This is a genomic window from Pseudomonas sp. 10S5, from assembly GCF_035019745.1.
Taxonomy (GTDB): Bacteria; Pseudomonadota; Gammaproteobacteria; order Pseudomonadales; family Pseudomonadaceae; genus Aquipseudomonas.
The window spans coordinates 30,279-51,492 of the sequence record NZ_JASJVL010000022.1 but is presented as its reverse complement, the minus strand read 5'-3'; the positions used below and the strand labels follow the sequence as shown (position 1 = coordinate 51,492).

At 56.3% G+C, this 21,214-nt stretch carries 21 protein-coding genes and 1 riboswitch; of the genes, 10 read left to right on the top strand and 11 right to left on the bottom strand.

Annotated elements, in window-relative coordinates; translation table 11 throughout:
• The first annotated feature begins 147 nt into the window (after positions 1 to 147).
• Positions 148 to 1,689: a sensor domain-containing diguanylate cyclase gene (locus QN378_RS20525; protein WP_322202029.1), complete on the top strand. Its 1,542-nt coding sequence runs from the start codon at positions 148 to 150 to the stop codon at positions 1,687 to 1,689.
• A 101-nt stretch (positions 1,690 to 1,790) separates the two neighbouring features.
• Positions 1,791 to 2,864 carry a diguanylate cyclase gene (locus QN378_RS20520; protein ID WP_323548868.1) on the top strand — a complete coding sequence of 358 codons (1,074 nt, stop codon included), beginning with the start codon at positions 1,791 to 1,793 and terminating at the stop codon, positions 2,862 to 2,864.
• 7 nt (positions 2,865 to 2,871) lie between these two features.
• On the opposite strand, the gene QN378_RS20515 is transcribed toward QN378_RS20520, so the two are convergent.
• The 5 genes from QN378_RS20515 to QN378_RS20495 form a co-directional block, all read right to left on the bottom strand.
• Positions 2,872 to 4,005, bottom strand: a complete 1,134-nt coding sequence (locus tag QN378_RS20515) for a glycerophosphodiester phosphodiesterase (RefSeq protein WP_323548866.1) — start codon at positions 4,003 to 4,005, stop codon at positions 2,872 to 2,874.
• A gap of 91 nt (positions 4,006 to 4,096) precedes the next feature.
• A complete protein-coding gene (locus tag QN378_RS20510) occupies positions 4,097 to 4,666 on the bottom strand; it encodes a DedA family protein (RefSeq protein ID WP_322202035.1) in 570 nt (189 codons plus the stop codon).
• Positions 4,667 to 4,916: 250 nt separating this feature from the next.
• Positions 4,917 to 6,617 (bottom strand): TrkA C-terminal domain-containing protein, encoded by a 1,701-nt coding sequence (locus QN378_RS20505; RefSeq protein ID WP_322202037.1) that lies wholly within the window; start codon positions 6,615 to 6,617, stop codon positions 4,917 to 4,919.
• Positions 6,618 to 6,691: 74 nt separating this feature from the next.
• Positions 6,692 to 8,107, bottom strand: coding sequence for a glutamate decarboxylase (locus QN378_RS20500; protein WP_322202039.1), 1,416 nt, complete (start codon positions 8,105 to 8,107; stop codon positions 6,692 to 6,694).
• A gap of 308 nt (positions 8,108 to 8,415) precedes the next feature.
• Complete coding sequence (locus QN378_RS20495) at positions 8,416 to 9,138, bottom strand: phospholipase (RefSeq protein WP_322202041.1); 723 nt, start codon at positions 9,136 to 9,138, stop codon at positions 8,416 to 8,418.
• Positions 9,139 to 9,298: 160 nt separating this feature from the next.
• Here QN378_RS20495 and QN378_RS20490 point away from each other — a divergent pair, with 160 nt between their 5' ends.
• Positions 9,299 to 9,814, top strand: coding sequence for an N-acetyltransferase family protein (locus tag QN378_RS20490; RefSeq protein WP_322202043.1), 516 nt, complete (start codon positions 9,299 to 9,301; stop codon positions 9,812 to 9,814).
• 11 nt (positions 9,815 to 9,825) lie between these two features.
• Here QN378_RS20490 and QN378_RS20485 read toward each other — a convergent pair whose 3' ends face one another.
• Entirely contained in the window at positions 9,826 to 10,398 is a 573-nt protein-coding gene (locus tag QN378_RS20485) for a histidine phosphatase family protein (protein ID WP_323548864.1), read from the bottom strand.
• A gap of 14 nt (positions 10,399 to 10,412) precedes the next feature.
• Positions 10,413 to 10,554: riboswitch (cobalamin riboswitch) on the top strand.
• 30 nt (positions 10,555 to 10,584) lie between these two features.
• Between QN378_RS20485 and QN378_RS20480 the strand changes: the two genes are divergently transcribed.
• From QN378_RS20480 to QN378_RS20460, 5 genes are all read left to right on the top strand, one after another.
• Positions 10,585 to 10,797: a CbtB domain-containing protein gene (locus QN378_RS20480; protein ID WP_322202047.1), complete on the top strand. Its 213-nt coding sequence runs from the start codon at positions 10,585 to 10,587 to the stop codon at positions 10,795 to 10,797.
• A gap of 15 nt (positions 10,798 to 10,812) precedes the next feature.
• A complete protein-coding gene (locus QN378_RS20475; RefSeq protein ID WP_322202049.1) occupies positions 10,813 to 11,556 on the top strand; it encodes a CbtA family protein in 744 nt (247 codons plus the stop codon).
• Between the two features lie 84 nt (positions 11,557 to 11,640).
• A complete protein-coding gene (locus QN378_RS20470) occupies positions 11,641 to 12,582 on the top strand; it encodes a 2-hydroxyacid dehydrogenase (protein ID WP_323548862.1) in 942 nt (313 codons plus the stop codon).
• A gap of 161 nt (positions 12,583 to 12,743) precedes the next feature.
• A complete protein-coding gene (locus QN378_RS20465) occupies positions 12,744 to 13,475 on the top strand; it encodes a CTP synthase (RefSeq protein ID WP_323548861.1) in 732 nt (243 codons plus the stop codon).
• A gap of 4 nt (positions 13,476 to 13,479) precedes the next feature.
• Complete coding sequence (locus QN378_RS20460) at positions 13,480 to 13,809, top strand: antibiotic biosynthesis monooxygenase (RefSeq protein WP_323548860.1); 330 nt, start codon at positions 13,480 to 13,482, stop codon at positions 13,807 to 13,809.
• An 18-nt stretch (positions 13,810 to 13,827) separates the two neighbouring features.
• Here the strand turns inward: QN378_RS20460 and QN378_RS20455 are convergent, their stop codons facing one another.
• Positions 13,828 to 15,393, bottom strand: coding sequence for an MFS transporter (locus QN378_RS20455; protein WP_323548858.1), 1,566 nt, complete (start codon positions 15,391 to 15,393; stop codon positions 13,828 to 13,830).
• A gap of 172 nt (positions 15,394 to 15,565) precedes the next feature.
• Here QN378_RS20455 and QN378_RS20450 point away from each other — a divergent pair, with 172 nt between their 5' ends.
• Positions 15,566 to 16,048, top strand: a complete 483-nt coding sequence (locus QN378_RS20450; RefSeq protein ID WP_322202059.1) for a MarR family winged helix-turn-helix transcriptional regulator — start codon at positions 15,566 to 15,568, stop codon at positions 16,046 to 16,048.
• Between the two features lie 24 nt (positions 16,049 to 16,072).
• Here the strand turns inward: QN378_RS20450 and QN378_RS20445 are convergent, their stop codons facing one another.
• Complete coding sequence (locus QN378_RS20445; protein WP_322202061.1) at positions 16,073 to 17,008, bottom strand: DMT family transporter; 936 nt, start codon at positions 17,006 to 17,008, stop codon at positions 16,073 to 16,075.
• A gap of 103 nt (positions 17,009 to 17,111) precedes the next feature.
• Between QN378_RS20445 and QN378_RS20440 the strand changes: the two genes are divergently transcribed.
• Positions 17,112 to 18,005 carry a LysR substrate-binding domain-containing protein gene (locus tag QN378_RS20440; protein ID WP_322202063.1) on the top strand — a complete coding sequence of 298 codons (894 nt, stop codon included), beginning with the start codon at positions 17,112 to 17,114 and terminating at the stop codon, positions 18,003 to 18,005.
• Positions 18,006 to 18,021: 16 nt separating this feature from the next.
• Here the strand turns inward: QN378_RS20440 and QN378_RS20435 are convergent, their stop codons facing one another.
• The 3 genes from QN378_RS20435 to QN378_RS20425 all read right to left on the bottom strand — a co-directional run bounded on the left by QN378_RS20435 (position 18,022) and on the right by QN378_RS20425 (position 21,109).
• The gene (locus tag QN378_RS20435; RefSeq protein ID WP_322202065.1) at positions 18,022 to 19,440 is read right to left on the bottom strand and encodes a short-chain fatty acid transporter; all 1,419 of its coding nucleotides are present in this window, start codon (positions 19,438 to 19,440) and stop codon (positions 18,022 to 18,024) included.
• Positions 19,441 to 19,691: 251 nt separating this feature from the next.
• Positions 19,692 to 20,348 (bottom strand): CoA transferase subunit B, encoded by a 657-nt coding sequence (locus QN378_RS20430; RefSeq protein WP_322202067.1) that lies wholly within the window; start codon positions 20,346 to 20,348, stop codon positions 19,692 to 19,694.
• 59 nt (positions 20,349 to 20,407) lie between these two features.
• A complete protein-coding gene (locus QN378_RS20425) occupies positions 20,408 to 21,109 on the bottom strand; it encodes a CoA transferase subunit A (protein ID WP_322202069.1) in 702 nt (233 codons plus the stop codon).
• Positions 21,110 to 21,214 lie beyond the last annotated feature (105 nt).

The following is a 21,214-nucleotide window of genomic DNA, read 5'->3' as shown; positions in this document are numbered from 1 at the left end:
TACACTATAAGAACGTTTTTTTGCAAGAGGGTTGTAGTTGTTTTTTTGACGTAATAAATGGCGTTTATAGGCTCAGATCAAACAGCATCAAGTGTTATCCAAGTTTGGTTGGTGTACGCTAGTCACGTCTAGAAAAGGATGAAGTTGTTGAGTTTTCACGATGACGATAACAGCGTAGATCTGCTGCAACCGATTAAAAGAGCGCCAGTGCTATGGTTGGCAGTCATTGCGATTTTTTTGGTGTGTGTATCTATTGTCACGTTTAACGTGTGGCAGCTTGAGCACGCAAAAAATCATGAGCTTAATCAAGCTGAAATTGCCACCTCAAATCTTTCTAAATCCCTGGCTCAACAAGCCGAAGATACCTTCGACGAAGCTGATGTCATTTTGGTCGACTTGGAAGAGCGGATGGAAGTCGATGGGCGAGGGCCAGCACAAGTCAGCCGAATCGAACGCCTTCTGGCGCGGCATGTTTTTCAAACGCATCAACTGCAGGGTGTGTTTTACTTTGACCGCACAGGCCGATGGGTTATTAGCTCGTTCGGCATCAAGCCGCCAGATGCTAATAATGCGGATCGGGAATATTTCCTGTTCCACAAGCAAAACGCCAGTCTTGGACCTCACATAAGCAAGGCGGTGCGTAGCCGAACCACGAACGATTGGATCATCCCCGTTAGCAGACGCGTGAATGACAAAAATGGAAACTTCGATGGCGTGGTATTGGCCACATTAAACATGAAGTATTTTGACCAGTTTTTCGACAGTTTCAATATGGACAATAAGGGTGCGATCTTCTTGTCCATGACGGATGGCACGGTGTTGGCCAGACGTCCTTTTACTGATGATGTAATCGGTACGTCTCTCGCCAAAGGCCGGGTCTTCAGCGACTATTTATCCAAGTCCACATCGGGTACCGCAATGGTGACTTCGATTGTTGACAATGTAACCAGATTGTATGGTTACCGGCAGCTGGAGAAGTACCCACTAGTGGTAGCAGCGGCGGTTTCCGAAGAGTCGTTGTTGGATGAGTGGCGGCAGAACGCGTTTAAATCAATCATCATTATTGTCAGTGCCGTGATGGCCAACATTTTATTCGGAGTTCTGTTGATTCAGCAGATTAGATTTGGTCTGCAAGCGGAAGCGAAGATGCGTATCGCCCAAAGTTCGTTAGAAAAGCTCGCATTGCAGGACAGCTTGACCGGCTTAGCTAACCGTCGCCATTTTGAGCGAGTGCTTGATGTTGAATTTCGCCGAAGTGAGCGAAAAAAGGCGCCTTTAAGCTTGATCATGTTGGATATCGATTTTTTTAAAAGTTTTAACGATACCTATGGTCATTACGCCGGTGATCATTGCATCGTTGCAGTCGCGGATACCTTACGGACTTGCCTGAATCGTGCGGGCGATTTGGCGGTTCGCTATGGCGGAGAGGAGATGGCTATTTTCTTGCCAGAAAATGACGCGGCGGGTGCGTTTGCCTTGGCGGAAAAAATACGTTCCGCTGTGGTTGCCAAACAGATACTCCACGCCGATAACCCTCTGGGTATCGTCACGGTGAGCATGGGGTGTTATACCTGCGTACCTGGCGAACAAAATACGATTGGGAAGTTGATACAAAATGCGGATGCCGCGCTGTATAGCGCTAAAAAAGGCGGGAGAAATCGCTGCGTGACTTTTGGAGGGGATGCTTAAGAAGGTAAGGTTCAATTTGAAGTACTACGCTTGATCGGCTGGCGCGAGCAACCCCGCGCCGAATTGCCCATAGATTGTTATCCCACCCTGGACAGCCATTTATGCAGAATATCGGAGGAAAGGGACTTCCGATCACCAAGCGTTTGTTCAAGTCGCGAGCGATAGGTTCGGCGCTCGGCTTTCTTTGTATTGCGGTCGCTACCTTCCCTTTACGCCCTCCCGACTGGGTATGGGCGTTGATGATTCTCAATGGATTTATCTGGCCAGCAGCTGCGTTTCAATGGTCGCGTCACTCCACCTTTGCGCTAAAAACCGAGCAACGCAATTTGCTGTTGGATTCGTTTTTCTGTGGTTTTTGGGTAGGAACGATGCAGTTCAACCTGTTACCCAGTGTGACGAGTCTGTCGATGATGGGAATGAACAACATCGCTTTGGGCGGCGTGCGTCTTCTGCTCGCAGGTTGGCTGGCCCAGGCCTTAGGCCTCGCAGTGTCAATGCTAGTGCTCCCCTTTGCATTTCAGCCTGAGACCAGCACAGTGCAGATGTACGCCTGCGTGCCATTGCTGGCTATTTACCCATTGATGCTTGGCAGGATTGCCTATCAACAAAATCATCTGTTGAAAAGCCATAAACGCGCATTGTTGGCGCTTAGCCAGACTGACAGCTTGTCCGGGCTATTAAACCATGGGGCCTGGAAGGCTCATCTAGACCTAGAGTTTCAGCGTTGCACGCGAGCCCAGCAAGGCGGCACCATTGCTTTGATAGATATTGATCATTTCAAAGTAATCAACGATACGTACGGGCATGTGGTCGGTGACATCGTTCTGCGGCAACTGAGCAGAGTCCTCAACGAGAACTTGCGCTGTGCAGACTTGGCGGGTCGGTACGGCGGTGACGAATTTTGTGTAATCCTGCCCGACACCTCGTTGGCGACTGCAACTGAAATAATGGATCGCCTGCGCGACACCTTCAGTGCGACTCACTACGAGTTTGAACCGATGATGAAAGTCAGCCTCAGTATCGGCCTCGCGCCTTTTAGCCTGTCACATGTGGACGCAACCTACTGGTTAAGCGAGGCTGACAAGGCCTTGTATGGGGCGAAAAGCAACGGTCGCAACCGAGTCAGTTGCAGGGTAGATGGCGCTTTCCATCCAATTCTGATTGACCCGGCCTAGCCGCGTTTCAATAGCCGTTGCGGCGCAACAGTGTGTCAATACTATCCTTTGATGGGCGTCCGTAAAACTTCAGCAACTGCGCTGCACGGTTAGTGAAGAAACCGTCGGCGCCACGCATGCTCAGCGCTTTGAAATCTTCGGCAGCATCGACGGTGTAAGGGTGAATCAATAGACCCCGGTCATGGGCCATTTTGGTCATCCACGGCTTGACCATGTCCATGTAACTCTGATCCCCACCGTGCTTGAGCACTGAGGCGGGACCAATCCCCGAGGCGCCGTGGGCTTTAGCCCAATCCATCCAAGCGGCAAACTCTGCTTCTGACTTTACCTCGCGTTTTGCGTAGAAGGCCGCTTTGTCCTTGGCGCCAGAGGCTTTGAAATCCACCGTCGAGCTAGCTTCCATGTAGCCGTCGCCGATCCACAGCAACAGTACTTTAGGCACTTGTGGCATGTTTTTTTGCAACAGTTCCAGGCTAGGCCTTTCGAAAGTCTGCAAAATCACGCGGCCCGGTGTATTGGCGACATTTACGTGGCCCTTGGCTGCCGCGGGGCGTTGGTCGAGCCAGCCGCGTTTGGCCAATAGTTTCTGCAAATCCTCTTCTACACCTGGAAACTGTGCCGGTAATTTGGTTTCGACATACAGCCCCGGCTTGTTCTCACCCTCTTCAGCGATGTTGATAACTTCATTGAGTGTCAGAATCTTCAAGCCGACATAGCTACTGCGCGCCCTGGCGGGGAAGGCTGCGTTAAACCAAGAACCGGCATCGAGGCGCTTGAGTTCTTCCAGAGTGAAAGTGCTGATGGGATCGTTAACCCGCTCGGGATAGACCTGCGCGATGTTGGTGGTGCGCCCGAGGGTATTGTCGTGCAGCGCAATCAGTACTCCATCTTTGGTGCGCTGAATATCCATCTCTAAATAGTCGGCACCCAGATCGCGAGCCAATGCATACGAGGGGATGGTCTCTTCAGGTGCATCGAATGAGGCGCCCCGATGGCCAATGACCGCTGGCCAGGGAACGCCAATTTTTTCTGCAAGCGCTTTGCCGGGATGTTCCACGGCTAAGCTTGTTTCGCTCAAAAAGAGGGCGCTGACTAGCAGTGTTAGAAGCCCGAGTTTTTTTGGAATTTGATTTAGCATCATTGGACCTTCCTTATCAGTCATCAGACAGTGGCGGTTGCACTGTAGCAAGTCATGCATGACGGATTGGCGAAGGATCGCGCCGCGACGCTATTTAACGTGGCAATGCTTTCAGGCGCCGGCGCACAAAGCGCAATAATGCAAGCATCAACCCCACCACAATGATTGCCAAAAGCGCATCTTGTTCGTAGCGCTTGATGTCCGCGAACAACCACTCCAGGGATTGACCGAATAGGAAACCGATCCCGGCTATCAGCGGTGCCCAAATGGCGGCCCCGATCAGATTAAGCAGGATGAAGCGCGAAGCCGGAACATTGCTCATGCCAATGGTGATGGGCCCCGCGATACGTAAGCCATACATAAACCGTACGCAGATGATCAGCCCGGTTTGATAGCGCTCTAGCAGGAGGCTAACCCGCCGGGCGCTGGGTTGCAGTTTCGGGAAGCGCTCCAACAGCCGACTGCCGTAGCGGCGCCCGATCATGAAGAACAACATGTCGCTTAATGCTCCACCGCACATTGCGATAAGCGCCAGTACCGGGAACGACAAATAACCTTCATGAGCCGCAAAGCCGGCAATTATCAGGACTGTTTCCCCTTCCAGGGCCGCTCCAATAAAAACGGCCAGATAGCCGTATTCAGCAATTACCTGTGTCAGCGTCATACGCCATCCTTATGAAGTAGGGCCATGCGCCTGAATTGACTGATCGCCGTGGCGGTTTGTTCCGTTGGCTGGCTGGCTGGTTCGAACTGCCAATTGCAGCCTTCGGCAGCGCCACAGAAGATCTGGTCCCCTGACCAATCGTCTTCTTCGGCAGGCCAACTCCCACAGAACCTGAGTCTGGCACGATTCTGGGAGCAGGCTTGCCTGCGAACGTTACGGGGCGGTGTGCACTGGCTCCAGGCGCAGCGGTTTATCGCGCCAAGACCATCGCGAAGTAGCCGAACACAGTCAGCAGAATCCCCGACACGGCATACGCCACGGGAAAGCCAATCCACGGCACGGTGCTGTCGATTTCTTTTGCTGCTTCGCGTGCGGGGCCTGAGTGGCTGCGGGCACCGGCGACGCCGCCCATGAGGATGGCCGGGTTGATCTTGAACACGTGGAAGCCGATGGCCCAGACGATAAACGGTGGAATGGTGCAGGCCACGAAGCCCAAACCGAATATCTTCAGAGCAATGATCGCGCTCAGTTGCGACACTAGGCTGGCCCCGGCATTGACGCCGACGATGGCGACGAAAAAGATCAGGCCCATGTCTTCCAGGATGTTCCGTGCAGCGTTCGGGGTGTTGCCGAAGAAGCGCACCCGCGATACCAGCGACGAAACGATAATGCCCGAGACCAACAGGCCGCCAGCGTTACCCAGACCCACCGAAGCGCCGAACGCTGGCACTTGCACCAGACCAATCAACAGCCCCAGCACCATGCCCAGCGACAGGGTGAGCAGGTCAGTCGCCGTGCTTGGACGTGCGACTTTGCCGAGGAGTGCGGCGGCTTTGTCGATCGCACTGCGCAGACCGATCAAGTGCAGCACGTCCATCCGCTGCAAGCGTGTTTCCAGACCGATAGGCAGCGGCGCGCCTCCTCGTTCGATGCCCAGCAACTGCACCTGGCCGGCAATTGGTGAAGTGCTGAATTCCTTGAGCGCCTTACCAATGGCGTCATGGTGGGTCACCAGAATCTCTGCTTCGTCTAACGGAATGTTCAGCGCACGGGCGTCTGGCACTTCAGGCCCGATCAGGCCCATATGGTCAGTCAGCACATCAAGGCTACCGCCCAAGGCGATGACGTCACCCAGTTGCAACACCAGGCTCGGGTCGGCACCGAGCAATTGGGTGCCGCGCTCGACGTTCTCGATCTGATATTGAGCAAAGTGCTCGCGAAACTGGCTGATGGTTTTGCCTTCGTACTCAGGATTGACCAGTCGATACGCCCGTAAGTCAAAGGGGCGATAACCGCTCAGGCCCGCATCATCGACGTTCGGAACGCCGTGTTCGATCTCATATTCCTTGGCCGCCTTGCGCGCATCCACGCCCCACCAACGTGGCAGGTATTTGCAGATCAGGATGATCCCCACCGTGCCCCATATGTAGGTGATGCCATACGATAAGGCAATCATCGCGGTGGCGGCTGCTGCCGTGGTGCCGGGTGGCAACGGCACAACCCCGGAAGTAATTGCCTGTTCCGCCGAGCCGATGGCTGCCGACATGGTTTGAGAACCGGCGAGAATCCCGCCCGCAGCACCAACCGGCAGCGACAACAGTTTCGTGCCCGCCACCACAATCCCCAACCCAAGGAACGACGACAAAACTGCCAGAAAGGTGAACTTCAGCCCGTCACCTTTCAAGCTGTTGATGAACGACGGACCCACACGAAGGCCGACGCCATACATAAACAGGTAATAAAACAGACTTTTGGTGAAGCTATTGAGCTCCAGGTGGATGCCATACGCGGCGGCCCAAGAGGCTATCGCGCAACCAATGACGATGGCGGCCGCCACTGGACCGAGGCCGTAGCCTTTAATACTGCCACGACCAACCCACACCGACAGACCAACCACCACGAACAGCAAAATGTACGGGTTGCTCTGTAAAAATGTCAGAAATGCAATCACTGTGACCTCGCGCTCTGCGATGAAACGCTATAAACACCGGGCAAACGCTTTGCCCGGTGGGGTTCAAGGTCGAACTAAGCCGCGTCGATTGGAGTGGCAGCGACAGCACCATGGTTGAAGCTCGGGCCGGCCTCAGACGCCAATACCGGATTCTTTTGCAGGAAGGCGATGGCCTTGCGCAAGTCATCCAGCAGCAAGCCAATCAGGTCGCGGCTGACACCATGCCGTACCAATACCCGCTGGACGACAATGTCCTGGCGGTCAGAGGGCAGTGGGTACGACGCAATCTGCCAGCCGCGCATCCGTACCCGTTCCGACAAGTCATACAGGCTAAACCCGTGGTCGATGCCGTCCTTGAGCTTGTAACAAACCGCTGGCAAACCGTCTTTGCCGTCGTAGACTAATTCCAATGGGCCGAGCTTGGTAATTTCACCCGCCAGCCACTGCGCAGTGTCCGAACAGGCTTGCTGGATGCGGGTGTAGCCGTCCCGGCCCAAACGCAGAAAGTTGTAATACTGCGCGATGATTTCACCGCCTGGGCGACTGAAGTTCAGGGCAAAAGTCGCCATGTTGCCGCCCAGATAATCGACGTAGAAAATCAGCTCTTCTGGCAGATCGGTTTTCGAGCTCCAAATGATCCAGCCCACGCCCAGTGGCGCGAGGCCATATTTGTGACCGGAGGCATTGATCGATTTGACCCGCTCGATCTGGAAGTCCCACTTCAATTCTTGCTGAATGAACGGGGCGATAAAGCCGCCGCTGGCCGCGTCCACGTGGATCGGGATATTCAGCCCGAGGTCACGCTGCATGGCGTCCAATTCGGCTGCCAACGCCGCAACGGGTTCGTAGATACCGGTAAAGGTCACGCCCAGCGTGGCAACCACACCGATGGTGTTTTCGTCGCAATATGCACGCAGGTCGGCTGGCTCCAGGCCCAACGCATTACCACGCAACGGTACTTCACGAATTTCCACATCGAAATAACGGGCAAACTTCTTCCAGCAAATCTGCACCGGACCGCACACGAAGTTGGGTTTGTCGGTGGTCAGACCGGCTTCTTCGCGGAGTTTTTTCCAGGTCCATTTCAACGCCAAGCCGCCGAGCATAGCCGCTTCGCTGGAACCGGTGGTCGAACAACCCACGGTTTGCCAGGACTTCGGCGCATGCCACAGATCGGCAATGATGTGCACGCAACGGTTCTCGATCTCGGCCGTTTGCGGATATTCGTCTTTGTCGATCATGTTCTTGTCGAGGGCGTCAGCCATCAACTTCTGCACTTCGGGTTCGACCCAAGTGGTACAGAACGTCGCTAGGTTTTGCCGGGAATTACCGTCCAGCAACAGCTCGTCGCGGACCAGGTTGTAAGCCGCCGATGGCGCAGTCGAATGATCAGGCAGCCGATACTTGGGCAGGCGTCGTTGCGACGTGCCACTGGAGTAAACATCTTCGATAGCGTCGTCGCGGGTTTCAACGGTTTGATGGAGTGCCATGGAATCCTACTCTGCAGAAATGAGGGAAAGGCGATAGCCCTGGCCGCGATGTACAGCAGATCCAGCCGCGTCAAAGCGTGCTGCAAAAACGTGAACCTAGAACAGACAAACGTTTGGACGATACGTGCGGCGAGAACTTTTACCGGCTCGGGGGGCGGCGTGTTCGGGGAAATGTAGTCAAATTCGATGCGTAACTAACCCCTGTAACCCTACGCTGAATAGGGTGGGTCTTTATTGATCCAGATCAGTTATTCAGAAGGGTCAGGTTTTTGTTCAAACCACGTTCTGTGAACTGACCCGAGAGTGGTTTAAATGTGATTGATCTCCTTCAACCAACTATCCAAGTCCATGATTTCGTTATCGCTGATGGTATGGCCAATCCCCAGATACGCATGGGATTCAGGCGTAATGCCCAATTCTTTCAACCAGGTTTCAGCGTCGGTTGCGCCAACATAGGGAACTCTCTGGTCGGCGGTGCCGTGACCGATAAACACGTCAAGCGCCTTGAAACCCGGTAGCGGCTGCAACTCGGATTTCAACATCGGCAAGATCTTGCCGCTCAACGCGGCAAATCCACGGAGGATGTCCGGGTGCCGCAGAGCTACCTCATAGGACATGATTGCGCCCTGACTAAACCCGATCAAAAACACCTTATCCGGCTGGGTGTGGTACTTCTCGGTGGCTTTGGCCACAAAGTCTGAAATCAACGCTTCACTGTTTCTCAGGTCGTCGGTCTCGCCATCGTAGGGGCCGTCGCCGGGTTTTTTGTTAAACCACTGATAGCTGCCGGGTCCGACCTCGAGCGGTGCTCGCGCCGATAAAAAAGTGTACTCGGTGGGCAGTTGATCCTTGATGTCGAACAGGTCGGCTTCATTGGCGCCGGAGCCATGCAGGAAAATAATCAGCGGCTTGTTTCGGGATTGTCCGTCAGTCTGTTCGAGGTAACTCAGGGGCAGGTCGGTCAGGAGGGGGGATTGAGCGTGAACGGCGGATGACGCGAGGATCAACAATGCAGCGAGGAATCTGATCATATGCCTGCCTTTCACAGCCTGTCCGGATCGAGGACGGAGCTTAGCATCTTGGGTTACTGCTATTTGTTATCGCGCATTGAACGCAAGTCTCCGGCTTCTCTTGCGCATCAGTGCACGGCATTATTGCGACCCACTCGAGAGCCACTGGAGCAGAAGATATATGGACACCCGCGATACCCCAGTCTTACGCGATGCCACGGACGACGACCTGCCCGGTGTGCAATCCATTTACGCGGCGCATGTGCTCGGGGGGATTGCCAGCTTTGAACTGGACGCGCCCAGCGTGGCCGACATGGTGAGTCGGCGGTCCGATATTCTTTCCAAAGGATTGCCCTATCTGGTCGCGGAGCTGGCGGGCGAGGTGGTGGGTTATGGTTACGCGACCCTTTACCGACCGCGTGCGGGTTACCGCTTTACGGTAGAGGATTCGGTCTATGTGCGTGACGGCATGGGCGGGAAGGGTATTGGCCAGGCGCTGCTCGGCGCAATCATTGAGCGCTGTACCCATGGTGGTTCGCGGCAAATGATCGCGATCATTGGCAACAGCGAAAACTACGCGTCGATCCGGCTGCACGAACGCCTCGGTTTTCGTCGCGTGGGGGTGTTTGAGTCGGTGGGTTTCAAGCACGGGCGCTGGGTGGACACAGTCCTGATGCAGCGGGCGTTAGGTGACTAAGTGGCGCATTCCTACAAGGGCTTGGGTTTTGCTGTGCGCTCCATCCTGAGTCGCCAGCGCCCGTTAAAACTAAGCTCGGTCATCGACAGCGGTTCGATGTCGATGGCGTTGACCGCAGTCGTCGGGCACTGCAGCGCATGGACGATAGCTGCCCGGATGACGAAGGGATGAGTGATCGCGACAACATGGCCTGGGGTGCGCAAGGTCTCGAGCCACGCGCTGACGCGGGCGCAAACGTCGGCAACGGACTCGCCACCGTGGGGGGCGCTCATGCTGTCGGTAAGCCAAGCGTTAAGGGCTTCGGGTTCATGGGCCTGGAGGTCGTCGATGCGGTGCCCTTGCCAGCGTCCGAAATCGCAGTCGCGCAGAGCGGGCGCGATGTCCATCTCGGTTCCGAACAGCAGGGCGGTCTGCCGCGTGCGGGCTTCCGGTGCGCTCAGTAGCTGAGCCAAGGTTTTGAAGTGTCCCGACAACGATCCTGCTGACGATTGCCACGCCATCTCTATGGGTTCGTCTTGCGGAAAACGGCCGAGCTTTTGCGCCACGGTTCGGGCGTGGCAGATCAACGTCAGACGGGTTGCCATGGCGGTCCACACTGGTTTTACAAGTCGAGAAGAGTACACTGCCCGAGCATTTGCATCATCTTGCAAAGCAGGAAGCCGGTTTGAATCCGGCGCGGTCGCGCCACTGTGTTCGGTCAATGCCGTAAGCCAGACCTTGTTTTGTCCATCCTGTTATCCGTTTTGGGACGCGAGTTCCCTGGAGACACCATGACTTTTAATACGACCACTCATACCGATACTTCGCTGCCGATTATCCCGCTTGGCGAGATTCTGCCGTGGGCGGTGTTTGTTGGTTTGCTGTTGATGCTTGCGCTGTATTTCGTTGGCGCAGAACAAGGCGCAACATCGATGTTCTCCGGTATGTATGTCCATGAGTTTGTGCATGACGGTCGCCACTTGCTGGGCTTCCCTTGCCACTAACTTCGGGTACATGACATGACTGGGCAATTATTGGTAAGGGGAATGCTGGTGGGATTACTTGCCGGCCTTCTTGCGTTTGGCTTTGCAAGAGTTTTTGGCGAGCCACAGATCGACCGGGCCATTGCCTTCGAAGAGCTGCACCTGTCGGCGACGCACGACGGCGCACAAGAAGAAGAGTTGGTCAGCCGCCAAGTACAAAGTACCCTCGGCTTGTTCACCGGCATCATTGCGTATAGCGTCTCGCTAGGCGGCATCTTCGCCTTGGTGTTTGCTTATACTTTGGGCCGGGCTGGTAACGTCGGCCCGCGTGGGCTTGCGGCATTGTTGGCGCTTGCGGCCTTCGTTGCGATTATTTTGGTGCCGGGTTTGAAGTACCCCGCCAATCCGCCCTCGATTGGCGATCCTGCAACCATCGGCAAACGCACCAAGCTGTTCTTCTTGATGATGCTGCTCTCCGTGGCGGCGATGGTCATTGCGATCAACGCCGCACGTAAGCTAATTGCCACTCGCGGTATCTGGAACGGCGCGTTGTTGGCTGTAGGGTTATATGCCGTGATCATGATTTTAGCGGCGGCGATGTTTCCTACCGTCAATGAAGTACCGGACGGTTTTTCTGCCGTGTTGCTCTGGAAATTTCGTACCGCGGCGCTGGGCATTCAGATCGTACTGTGGACCACCGTTGGCCTGGCCTTTGGCTGGCTGGCAGAGCGCAATCTCAATCCACTGAACTCACCGCCTCGGGCGAAGCTTCAATCCTGAGAAGAGGCCCGCCGCGTGCGGGCCTTTTACTGTCTATCATCCTTCGTGGTTTAACGCTGTCTGACTCCGTTACGAGAGGGAAGTATGACGACTGTTCTAGTGCTGGTAGAAACCATCAATGACTACCTGCCGATTATTGAAGACAGTGGCTTTACCCTGATTCTTGCGCCGACCCCAGCGGAGCGCGCCAAGGCTATTGCCACCCACGGCGAGCAGATCAATGCGGTGTTGACCCGAGGTCCGCTGGGTTTCTACGCCGACGAAATCGCCGCGCTTCCGCATTTGGAGATCATCTGCGTGATTGGCGCCGGTTATGAACATGTGGATCTTAATGCCGCCCGGGCTCGGGGTGTTGTGGTAACCAACGGAGCAGGGGTCAACGCGCCGTCGGTGGCCGATCACGCCATGGCCTTGTTGCTGTCGCTGGTGCGGGATATTTCACGGGCTGACGCCTCGGTTCGACGCGGTGAATGGAACAAAATCATGCGGCCTTCATTGGCCGGCAAACGCCTTGGGATTCTCGGTATGGGCTCTGTGGGCATGGCTATCGCCAAACGTGCTCTGGGATTCGACATGTCAGTCAGCTACCACAATCGTCGCCCGCGCAGCGACGTGCCCTACGCTTATTGCGCCACGCCGGAGGCGCTGGCGAGTGCGTCGGACTTCTTCATCGTCGCCACGCCGGGTGGGGCTGGCACCCATCAGTTGGTAGACAAGGCCGTGCTTGAAGCGCTGGGTCCAGACGGTTTTATCGTCAATATTGCCCGTGCCAGCGTGATCGCGACGGCGGACCTGATCGATGCCCTGGAACACAAACGCATCGCAGGCGCCGCGCTGGATGTGTTCGATGACGAACCGCGAGTGTCCGATACGCTGAAAGCTTTGAGCAATGTGGTATTGACTCCGCATGTCGCCGGTCTGTCACCGCAAGCGTCCCAAGGAACCGTGCAATTGGTGGCGGATAACCTATTGGCGTATTTTTCCGGAAAGCCCGTGCTGACGCCGGTTCCGCTCCCGGGGAGTTGAAGCTTAAACTGCATCGGACCTACCCTAACGCAGCCAACCTACAGCGACTTAAGTAAGCGGGGCGCTTGATGGTGTATGTTTCTTGGCGGTTCGCAGCGCCACCAAAGGCTAGCTGCCAGAGGAGTTTCGGCGCCAGCGCGAGTTAACTCAGGAGAGAATGGATGGGTAGCGAAAAAATACGTATTGCGCTAGTCGGTGATTACGATTCAACCGTAACGGCCCATCAGGCGATTCCTTTGGCGCTGGACCGGGTAGCTAATGACGAAGGATTGTCAGTTGCCTTTGACTGGTTACCCACGTCCGAGGCCCATGACAACCTTGCGTTGGCTCGGTTTGACGGGCTGTGGTGCGTTCCGGCCAGTCCTTATCAAGACCCCGAGGGAGCGTTTAATGCCATCCGTTTTGCCCGCGAGCAGCAGGTGCCGTTTCTCGGCACTTGCGGCGGGTTCCAGCACGCGGTGATTGAATACGCGCGCAATGTGTTGGGGTGGGAGGACGCGGAACATGCCGAAACCTCGCCCGAGGCGCAGCGCGCCGTTATCGCGCCGTTGAGTTGCGCATTGGTCGAAAAGGCAGACGCTATCGAACTCGTTCCAGGCTCACTGATCGCCAACGCCTATGGCGCGCTGAACACTACGCAAACCTACCGCTGCCGATTTGGCCTCAATACCGCGTTTGCGCAGGCGCTGCTGACGGGGCCTTTGACAGGTACGGGTCATGACCAGACCGGCGACATTCGGGTGGTAGAACTGGCAGGTCATCCGTTTTTTGTCGCCACTTTGTTCCAGCCGGAAAGGGCTGCACTAGTGGGGGTGACGCCACCGTTGGTGGCAGCCTTTATTCGGGCGTGTTTTCTGCGTCGGGCCAGTGTGACAACTTCAATCAGGGGCTGAGACGATGATTGCCAAAACACCTGCAGCACCTTACTACGCTGTGGTTTTCACCTCGCTGCGTATTGCCAATGACAACGACGGCTATGCCGAGGCAGCCGACCGAATGGTCGAGTTGGCCCGACAACAACCCGGTTTTCTTGGCGTTGAGTCGGCCCGTGGAGAGGATGGGCTGGGGATCACCGTGTCGTATTGGTCCAGCGAAGCCGCCATCCTTTCATGGAAGCATCACCCTGAACATGCCGCCATCAGAGAACAAGGCCGCGCCACCTGGTATCGAGCCTGCACCACCCGAGTCAGCAAGGTTGAACGGGCGTATTCGTTTGAGGTGGGGTGAAGGGTCCACCTCCAAGCTCTACAGGTTGTTTGTTGTCGTACTGGTGGGTCGTATCACCGGCGCATGGCTGTGGTGTACGTTTGGTGCGGTGTCGGCGGTACGTACCAGCAGCCAGGTGGCCAGCGCCGAGATGATTGCCACTGTCGCCGCAACAAACAGAATCGCTTGGTAGCCTGCGCCAAAGCTGCTCGTGGCCAATGAATTCAAGCCTGGCGCACCTCCGGTCAAATCTCCTGCAGCGATACTGCGAGTCAGGGCGTAGGCGTCGGCCGCCGTTGCGTTGGGAAGTCCACCGATTACCGAAGCTGCGATGCGATGGAACAAAACGGCACCCAGCGCGGCGAAACCGATCACTATGCCGCTGAAGCGCACAGTTCCGGAGATGCCCGAGGCCATGCCCGCTCGTTCAGGCGCGATGGTCGACATCGCAACCTTCGCCGTTTCTCCATTCAAAATCCCCGCTCCTGCCCCAGCGAGCAAAAGACCACCCAGCATCGAAACGTAATCCAAACGCGTGACTTCCAGGCCGAGCCAGAACAACCCGACGCTAATCGTCGCTAGTCCGAAGGTCAGCAAGGTGCGGCCACTAAACCGGTGCGTCAGGTAGGCGGCGGTCACGCGCGGCACGATGAACAGCGGCACGGCAATGGGTAGCATCATCAGACCGGCGGTTTGTGGGCTGTAACCCAAGCCGCTCTGAAAATAGATCGGCAGGTAGGTCAGCATGGTCAGCAGCGAGGCCGCGTAAGCCAGGCCCGCGATTATGGCACCGACGTAGGTGTGCCGACGGAAAACTGCCAAGTCCATCATTGGGCGTTCTTGTCGAGTTTCGACCAGTAAAAACAAGGCGAACAGCAGGGCCGCGCTGGCCAGTTCGAGCATTACGCGCAGACTGCCCCAGCCTTCATGGTTGCCGGAGATCAACGCCAGGGTGATCAAGAACAGGCTGCTGCTGAAGGTCACCACACCGAGGTAGTCAATGGTGTTGGCCTGGGGATCACGGGATTCTTTCAACGTGCGCATCACCAGTACAATCATCGCCACCCCGACCGGAACGTTGATGTAGAACGCCCATACCCAGCCAAAATGCTCGGTGATATAACCGCCGACCACGGGGCCCAGGGAAATCGCGATACCGATTACCGAACCCCAAAACGCGAAGGCCTTGGCTCGGTCAGCGCCGCGAAACGAATGTGACAACGTCGCCAGTGCCGCGCTTAGCAACAGCGCGGCGCCCACCCCTTGCAGGGCACGGGCGGCGTTGAGCGCGGTGACATTGGGCGCGGCGCCACAAATAAATGAAGCCAGGGTAAAAATGGCCAGACCGATGATCAGCACACGCTTACGGCCGTAACGATCCGCCAAGGCACCGGCCGGCATGACCAGCGAGGCAAAGGTTAGGGTATAAGCGCTGATCACCCATTCGATGTCGGCAAAGTCAGCGTTGAACGACTGCGCAATGGACGACAGCGACACCGCGACTATATTGGAGTCCAAATTGATCATGAACGACGGAATAGAGACGCACAGCAAGATGAGGAATCGTTGCAAGCCATCGATGGGGCTATGGGTTTCGGTGCTCATGCGTGGCGGTCTCGGGTCGATGGATGAGCATTTGAACAGCGATTCGTTTGTGCAGCAAAACGAATGAGGGTATATGCTCCTATTGCAATTTGCGGGTATATGCCTGTAATCGTCAAGTGTTTCTTTTAGGTCCAATGCCCACAAGGGCCAGACACACAGGAACAAGCAGTCTATGAACAGTTCTTCCAGCAACCTCCGGGCACCTATTCAACTGAGCGGCGGTTTCGTGGTGCCCGAGCAAGTCCTTTGCCATGCCACCAGCTTGCGCAAAGCGACCCGGCGCATTTCGCAGATGTACGACGTGGTGTTGGCCCCCTGCGGACTGCGCTCAACCCAGCGCTCGATTCTGATGCAGATCGCCCGCAGCCAAGTGCCGTCGATGAGCGAGCTGGCAGCGGCACTGGTGCTTGATCGCTCCGCGCTTGCGCATACCCTAAAACCGTTGGAGCGCGATGGGTTTGTATCGGTGGAGATCGATCCGAAAGACCGGCGCAGCCGCCTGGTCAAGCTGACGCCAGTGGGGGAGGCCAAGCTGATTGAATCCCAGGCGTTGTGGCTGCAAGCGCAAGCCTGTTTCGAATCGGTCTTGGGTACCGAAAAGGCCAGCGAACTGCGCGCAGCTCTCACGTCCATCGCGTCAGGCGATTACCTGTAGGCGGTCGCGGCAGACTGAACCGGATCAGCTGGCTTCGCGCACTTGGGAGGGCGCGATGACCAATGCCGCTTGGCGTGCGGCTTTGGCGCGGCCGGTCTGGACGATGTATACCCCAGCAAGAATCGCGGCGACCGCTAGCAAATCCATCGGATGAACCGGCTCTTGAGCCACAAAGAAGCCAATCAATAGCGCCACCACTGGCGGGATGTACGTGACGGATGCTGCTGCCAACGCGCCCAGACGCTGGACGATGAAGTAATAAAGAATGTAGGCGACGCCAGTACCCAACAGACCCAGCCCCAGGGACACACCGAGAAACGCACGCTGGTCGACGAGCAGGTGATCGACGCCGTGCAGGTCGGTGACGGCGGCGATCACCATCAGCGCAAGGCCGATTTGATAGGTCGACAACGCCACCGCCGAGATCCCCAGCCCGGACACAAACCGTTTGGCGTAGACGAACGAGCAACCGAGGCTGAGCGAACCCGCCACCATGTACAGAACACCCTCAAGCGAAATGCCACCGGCGCCGGTGGCCCACGGCCGGGCAATCAGCAGTACACCGACAAACCCCAACGCGACGCCCATGCCGACGCGACGGGTCAGCGGTTCCTGGCGTAGAAACAAAAATGCGCAGGCGAAGGTAAACAGTGGAATCGCACCGCTCAGCATCCCGGCCACGCTGGACAGCAGCATCGAGGTGCCCTTTGCGAAGGCGTAGTAATAAATGTCAGTGGCCAGCAGCGCCATCACTAAAAAGTGATGGGCATGCCGTAAGTGGCTCCAACGCAACGCGCGGGTCGCCAAGGCAAAGATCAGGATGGGCAAGAAGCCAAACAGAACCCGCAGCAGCACGATTTGCGAAGGTGTGATCAGGGCCGCGGCCCATTTCATGTAGATAAAATTGGTGCCCCAGATCACGCCAAGTAAGGCAAAGGCTATGTAGGCGATATTTTTCATGGGGGGTACCTGTGAGGTGAGGCGGTGAAAAACCGATTGTGCTCCGTCCGTTGGATCGGCTACAAATCATCATCTGTGCTGAATGGAATAGAAAATCTTCACCATGAAAAATTCACCGCCCTTAAAATCGCTGATTTACTTCGAATCGGCCATGCGGCTCAATAGTTTTTCTCTGGCTGCGGCTGAGCTGTTTGTCACCCCGGGCGCAGTCGGTCAGCAGATTCGCAGCCTTGAACAGTGGCTCGGTGTCGCGCTATTTACTCGGCACATTCGCCAAGTCAGGCCAACCGAAGATGGCTTGGCCTATTGGGCTCGGATTCAACCGGCGTTGGCGCAAATCAACGAGGCCAGCCACACGTTGCGCGACCGACAAAGCAACAGCGTATGGCTGACGATGCCACCAGGCTTGGCGGCCAAATGGTTTGCGCGACGCATGTCCGGTTTCCTTCGGCAGCATCCAGAGATTGCCCTGCACCTCAGTTCCTCTGTGGCGCTGGTGGATTTCGCTAACGAGCGGGTGGACTTGGCGATCCGCCATTTCGATGGGCATGCTCCCGAACTCGATACGCATTTGCTCTATCAGGATCAGGCGCGGCTGTATTGCAGCCCGAGTTACGCCGCCCGTTTTGGACTGAAAACGCCTGAAGATTTGCGCCAGACGACGTTGTTGCACAGCACCCTGCACCCGCATTGGAACGATTGGCTGACGCGCTTCACGGCGATACCGACGGGGCAGGTGGTGCAAATGGCGGGGATTCATTTCGATCAGTCACTGATGGCCATCGAGGCTGCGCGGCATGATCAAGGCGTGGTATTGACCAGCCCGATGTTGACCGAAGAGGAGGTGAGCAGTGGCGCATTGATTGAGCCCTTCAGCCAGCGATTGCCGCTGGCCAAAGGTTTTTACGTGGTTCAACCGCGGCTATCGATCTCGCGCCCGGCAGTGCAGGCGCTAAGGGATTGGCTGATCGCCGAAGCGGCGACGCCACCTCCGTAGCGCCCTCTGCAAGTGTTTAAGGCATGACCGGCGGGAGGTACGCCAGTGTGGTGCCAAGAAACCACAGCAGGAACAGCACCAGCGGGGTGTGAATCAGGAATTGTACGAACGAGAAACCGATGAGGTCCCGCGCCTTCAGGCCCAGTACACCCAGCAGCGGCAGCATGTAGAACGGGTTGATCAGGTTTGGTAACGCTTCGGCTGCGTTGTAGATCTGAACCGCCCAGCCCAGGTGATACTTCAGGTCATTGGCGACTTGCATCACGTACGGCGCTTCGATAATCCACTTACCACCGCCCGACGGAATGAAGAAACCGAGTACCGCCGAGTACACGCCCATCAACAGCGCGTAGGTGTCATGGGAAGCGATGTGGGTAAAGAAGGTTGAAATGTGGTGCGCCAAGGTCTGCGCATCACTGCCTTTGACCGTGGTCATCAGCGCCGCGATTGAGCCGTAGAGTGGGAACTGGATCAGCACGCCGGTGGTGGTCGGGACCGCACGGGTCACCGCATCGAGAAAGCTGCGCGGACGCCAGTGCAGCAGGGCGCCGACCATGATGAACAGAAAGTTGTAGGTGTTCAGACCCGAAATGGCCGTGATCGCCGGTTTGGTCGAGAACTCATGAAACAACCAACCCGCCGCCAGCAACACTAACAGGATGATCAGGATCGGGCTGTATTCAAGCCACTCACCCGGACGCGAACGCTTCGGGATGGTGGGGATACTGAAGCTTGGATCGACACCGCAGGCTGCGGCATCGCGAGCACTGGCCGGGCCTGGCGCGGTGACGTAAGCGATGATCAGCGAGACAGCGATCAGCACCGCCAGCATGACCCCGGACTGCCACAAAAAAATGGTTTGGGTGAACGGAATCATACCGGTGATGGCGAGAATCGAAGGGGGTAGACTTCCGGGGTTGGCTTGCAACTGAGCGGCCGAGGACGAAAGCCCCAACGCCCACACCGCGCCCAAGCCCAGATACGCTGCAGCGCCGGCAGCACGGTAATCCATGCGCAGTTCGGTGCGGCGCGCCAGGGCGCGAACCAATAACCCGCCAAATACCAGCGACAGGCCCCAGTTCAACAACGACGCAACCATCGCGATCAAGGCGACCCATGCCACCGCTGAACGACCGTTTTTCGGAATCTGCGCCAAGCGGTCAATCAGGCGAACGGCGGGCGGTGAACTGGCCACCACGTAACCGCCAATTACCACGAAGGCCATTTGCATGGTGAACGGAATCAGCGTCCAGAAGCCGTCGCCAAAGGCGTTGGCGACTTCGGTTGGTTTAGCGCCCATCGCCATGGTAGCAACCGCGACAATAACCACGGCCAATACAGCAAACACCCAGGAATCGGGAAACCAGCGTTCCGCCCAATTGGCACAACGCAGGGCAAAGCGGGCATAGCGGCTGTCTTCGATTTCGGCGGCCATGGGTCCTACCTTTATTAAAATTATTATTGAGTGGCCAAGTATTTGGCCCATTGTTTGTGTGTAGCAAAGCTATGAAGCTGGAAGGATGGCACACCGTGATGGCATCTGGGTGCCACATCTTGAATGGCATTCATAAAACCTGTGGGAGCAGGCTGGACTGCGAATGTTTCAATGCGGTCTGTCTGAAGGGCCGCGTCGTCTAATTCGCAGGCCAGCCTGCTCCCACTGTGTATCGGGATCTATATATTGATTTAAAACGTCATTTCAACCACGTCATCCGGCACGATCAATTTGCCTGCGGTCTTGGCGATGATTTCTTCGATGCTGACCCCCGGCGCGCGCTCGCGCAGGATGAAGGCGCCGTCAGCGATTTCGAGATAGGCCAGATCGGTCAGCACCTTGCGAATGCAACCGGCGCCGGTCAACGGCAGGCTGCAGCGTGACAGCAGTTTCGACTCGCCGTCTTTGGAGGCGTGGGTCATGGTCACGATGATGTTATCGGCACCTGCTACCAGGTCCATCGCGCCGCCCATGCCTTTAACCAGCTTGCCGGGGATCATCCAGGACGCGATGTTGCCTTCAACGTCGACTTCGAACGCACCGAGAACGGTGAGATCTACATGGCCGCCACGGATCATCGCGAACGACTGAGCCGAGTCGAAAATAGATGCCCCTATGCGTGCGGTCACCGTTTGCTTGCCGGCATTGATCATGTCGGCATCAATATTCTCCTCGGTAGGAAACTCACCCATGCCGAGCAAGCCGTTCTCCGATTGCAACATTACGTCGATGTCAGTCGGTACATAGTTGGCCACCAAGGTCGGGATGCCGATACCCAGGTTTACGTAAAAACCGTCTTTGAGTTCACGGGCAACGCGCTGTGCCATTTGTTCGCGGGAGAGTGCCATAGTCAGAATCTCTTGTTGTTCTGGAAAAAGATCGTACAAGTAAGAGGTTAAGAGCGGCCTCAGGCTTTCTTCACCGTGCGCTGTTCAATGCGCTTCTCGAAAGTTCCCAGAATGACGCGATCGACATAGATGCCTGGGGTGTGGATTTCACTAGGTAACAGCACCCCAGGTTCAACAATTTCTTCGACTTCGACCACGGTGATACGGCCAGCAGTGGCGACCACCGGGTTAAAATTTTGCGCGGTATGGCGATAAATGACGTTGCCAAAATGGTCGGCTTTCCAGCCTTTTACGATTGCGAAATCGCCAGTGATCGCTTCTTCAAGAATCACGTTTCGTCCATTGAACTGACGGGTTTCCTTGCCGTCCGCAACGGGCGTGCCATAGCCGGTCGCGGTGTAGAACGCTGGAATACCCGCGCCGCCAGCACGCATTTTTTCGGCCAAGGTGCCTTGGGGGGTAAGTTCGACTTCGAGTTCGCCGCTCAACAGCTGGCGTTCGAACAGCGCATTTTCGCCCACATAAGAGGCAACCATTTTGCGGATCTGCCGGTCCTCGAGCAGCACGCCCAGACCAAAGCCATCGACGCCACAGTTGTTGGAAACCACAGTCAAACCTTTAACGCCACGGCGTTTGATTTCAGCAATCAGGTTTTCCGGGATGCCGCACAAACCGAAGCCACCGGACAACACAGTCATGTTATCGGTGAGACCATCGAGGGCTTCTTCGTACGTTGATACTCGTTTGTCGAGTCCAGCCATGGTAGATCCGCCTTTTGTAGTTGTTGTTCGACAAACGGATTGCCGAATCGCGTTCAGAACATCTTCTCTTGCCAGCAATGATTTGTTAATTTTGTTTTTCTGATG

What these genes read in the sequence shown, in the direction of transcription:
- QN378_RS20520 (WP_323548868.1), top strand. Translation starts at nt 1,791, where the DNA reads ATGCAGAATATCGGAGGAAAGGGACTTCCGATCACCAAGCGTTTGTTC.
- QN378_RS20515 (WP_323548866.1), bottom strand. Translation starts at nt 4,005, where the DNA reads ATGATGCTAAATCAAATTCCAAAAAAACTCGGGCTTCTAACACTGCTA.
- QN378_RS20510 (WP_322202035.1), bottom strand. Translation starts at nt 4,666, where the DNA reads ATGACGCTGACACAGGTAATTGCTGAATACGGCTATCTGGCCGTTTTT.
- QN378_RS20500 (WP_322202039.1), bottom strand. Translation starts at nt 8,107, where the DNA reads ATGGCACTCCATCAAACCGTTGAAACCCGCGACGACGCTATCGAAGAT.
- QN378_RS20495 (WP_322202041.1), bottom strand. Translation starts at nt 9,138, where the DNA reads ATGATCAGATTCCTCGCTGCATTGTTGATCCTCGCGTCATCCGCCGTT.
- QN378_RS20490 (WP_322202043.1), top strand. Translation starts at nt 9,299, where the DNA reads ATGGACACCCGCGATACCCCAGTCTTACGCGATGCCACGGACGACGAC.
- QN378_RS20485 (WP_323548864.1), bottom strand. Translation starts at nt 10,398, where the DNA reads ATGGCAACCCGTCTGACGTTGATCTGCCACGCCCGAACCGTGGCGCAA.
- QN378_RS20480 (WP_322202047.1), top strand. Translation starts at nt 10,585, where the DNA reads ATGACTTTTAATACGACCACTCATACCGATACTTCGCTGCCGATTATC.
- QN378_RS20475 (WP_322202049.1), top strand. Translation starts at nt 10,813, where the DNA reads ATGACTGGGCAATTATTGGTAAGGGGAATGCTGGTGGGATTACTTGCC.
- QN378_RS20470 (WP_323548862.1), top strand. Translation starts at nt 11,641, where the DNA reads ATGACGACTGTTCTAGTGCTGGTAGAAACCATCAATGACTACCTGCCG.
- QN378_RS20465 (WP_323548861.1), top strand. Translation starts at nt 12,744, where the DNA reads ATGGGTAGCGAAAAAATACGTATTGCGCTAGTCGGTGATTACGATTCA.
- QN378_RS20460 (WP_323548860.1), top strand. Translation starts at nt 13,480, where the DNA reads ATGATTGCCAAAACACCTGCAGCACCTTACTACGCTGTGGTTTTCACC.
- QN378_RS20455 (WP_323548858.1), bottom strand. Translation starts at nt 15,393, where the DNA reads ATGAGCACCGAAACCCATAGCCCCATCGATGGCTTGCAACGATTCCTC.
- QN378_RS20450 (WP_322202059.1), top strand. Translation starts at nt 15,566, where the DNA reads ATGAACAGTTCTTCCAGCAACCTCCGGGCACCTATTCAACTGAGCGGC.
- QN378_RS20445 (WP_322202061.1), bottom strand. Translation starts at nt 17,008, where the DNA reads ATGAAAAATATCGCCTACATAGCCTTTGCCTTACTTGGCGTGATCTGG.
- QN378_RS20440 (WP_322202063.1), top strand. Translation starts at nt 17,112, where the DNA reads ATGAAAAATTCACCGCCCTTAAAATCGCTGATTTACTTCGAATCGGCC.
- QN378_RS20435 (WP_322202065.1), bottom strand. Translation starts at nt 19,440, where the DNA reads ATGGCCGCCGAAATCGAAGACAGCCGCTATGCCCGCTTTGCCCTGCGT.
- QN378_RS20430 (WP_322202067.1), bottom strand. Translation starts at nt 20,348, where the DNA reads ATGGCACTCTCCCGCGAACAAATGGCACAGCGCGTTGCCCGTGAACTC.
- QN378_RS20425 (WP_322202069.1), bottom strand. Translation starts at nt 21,109, where the DNA reads ATGGCTGGACTCGACAAACGAGTATCAACGTACGAAGAAGCCCTCGAT.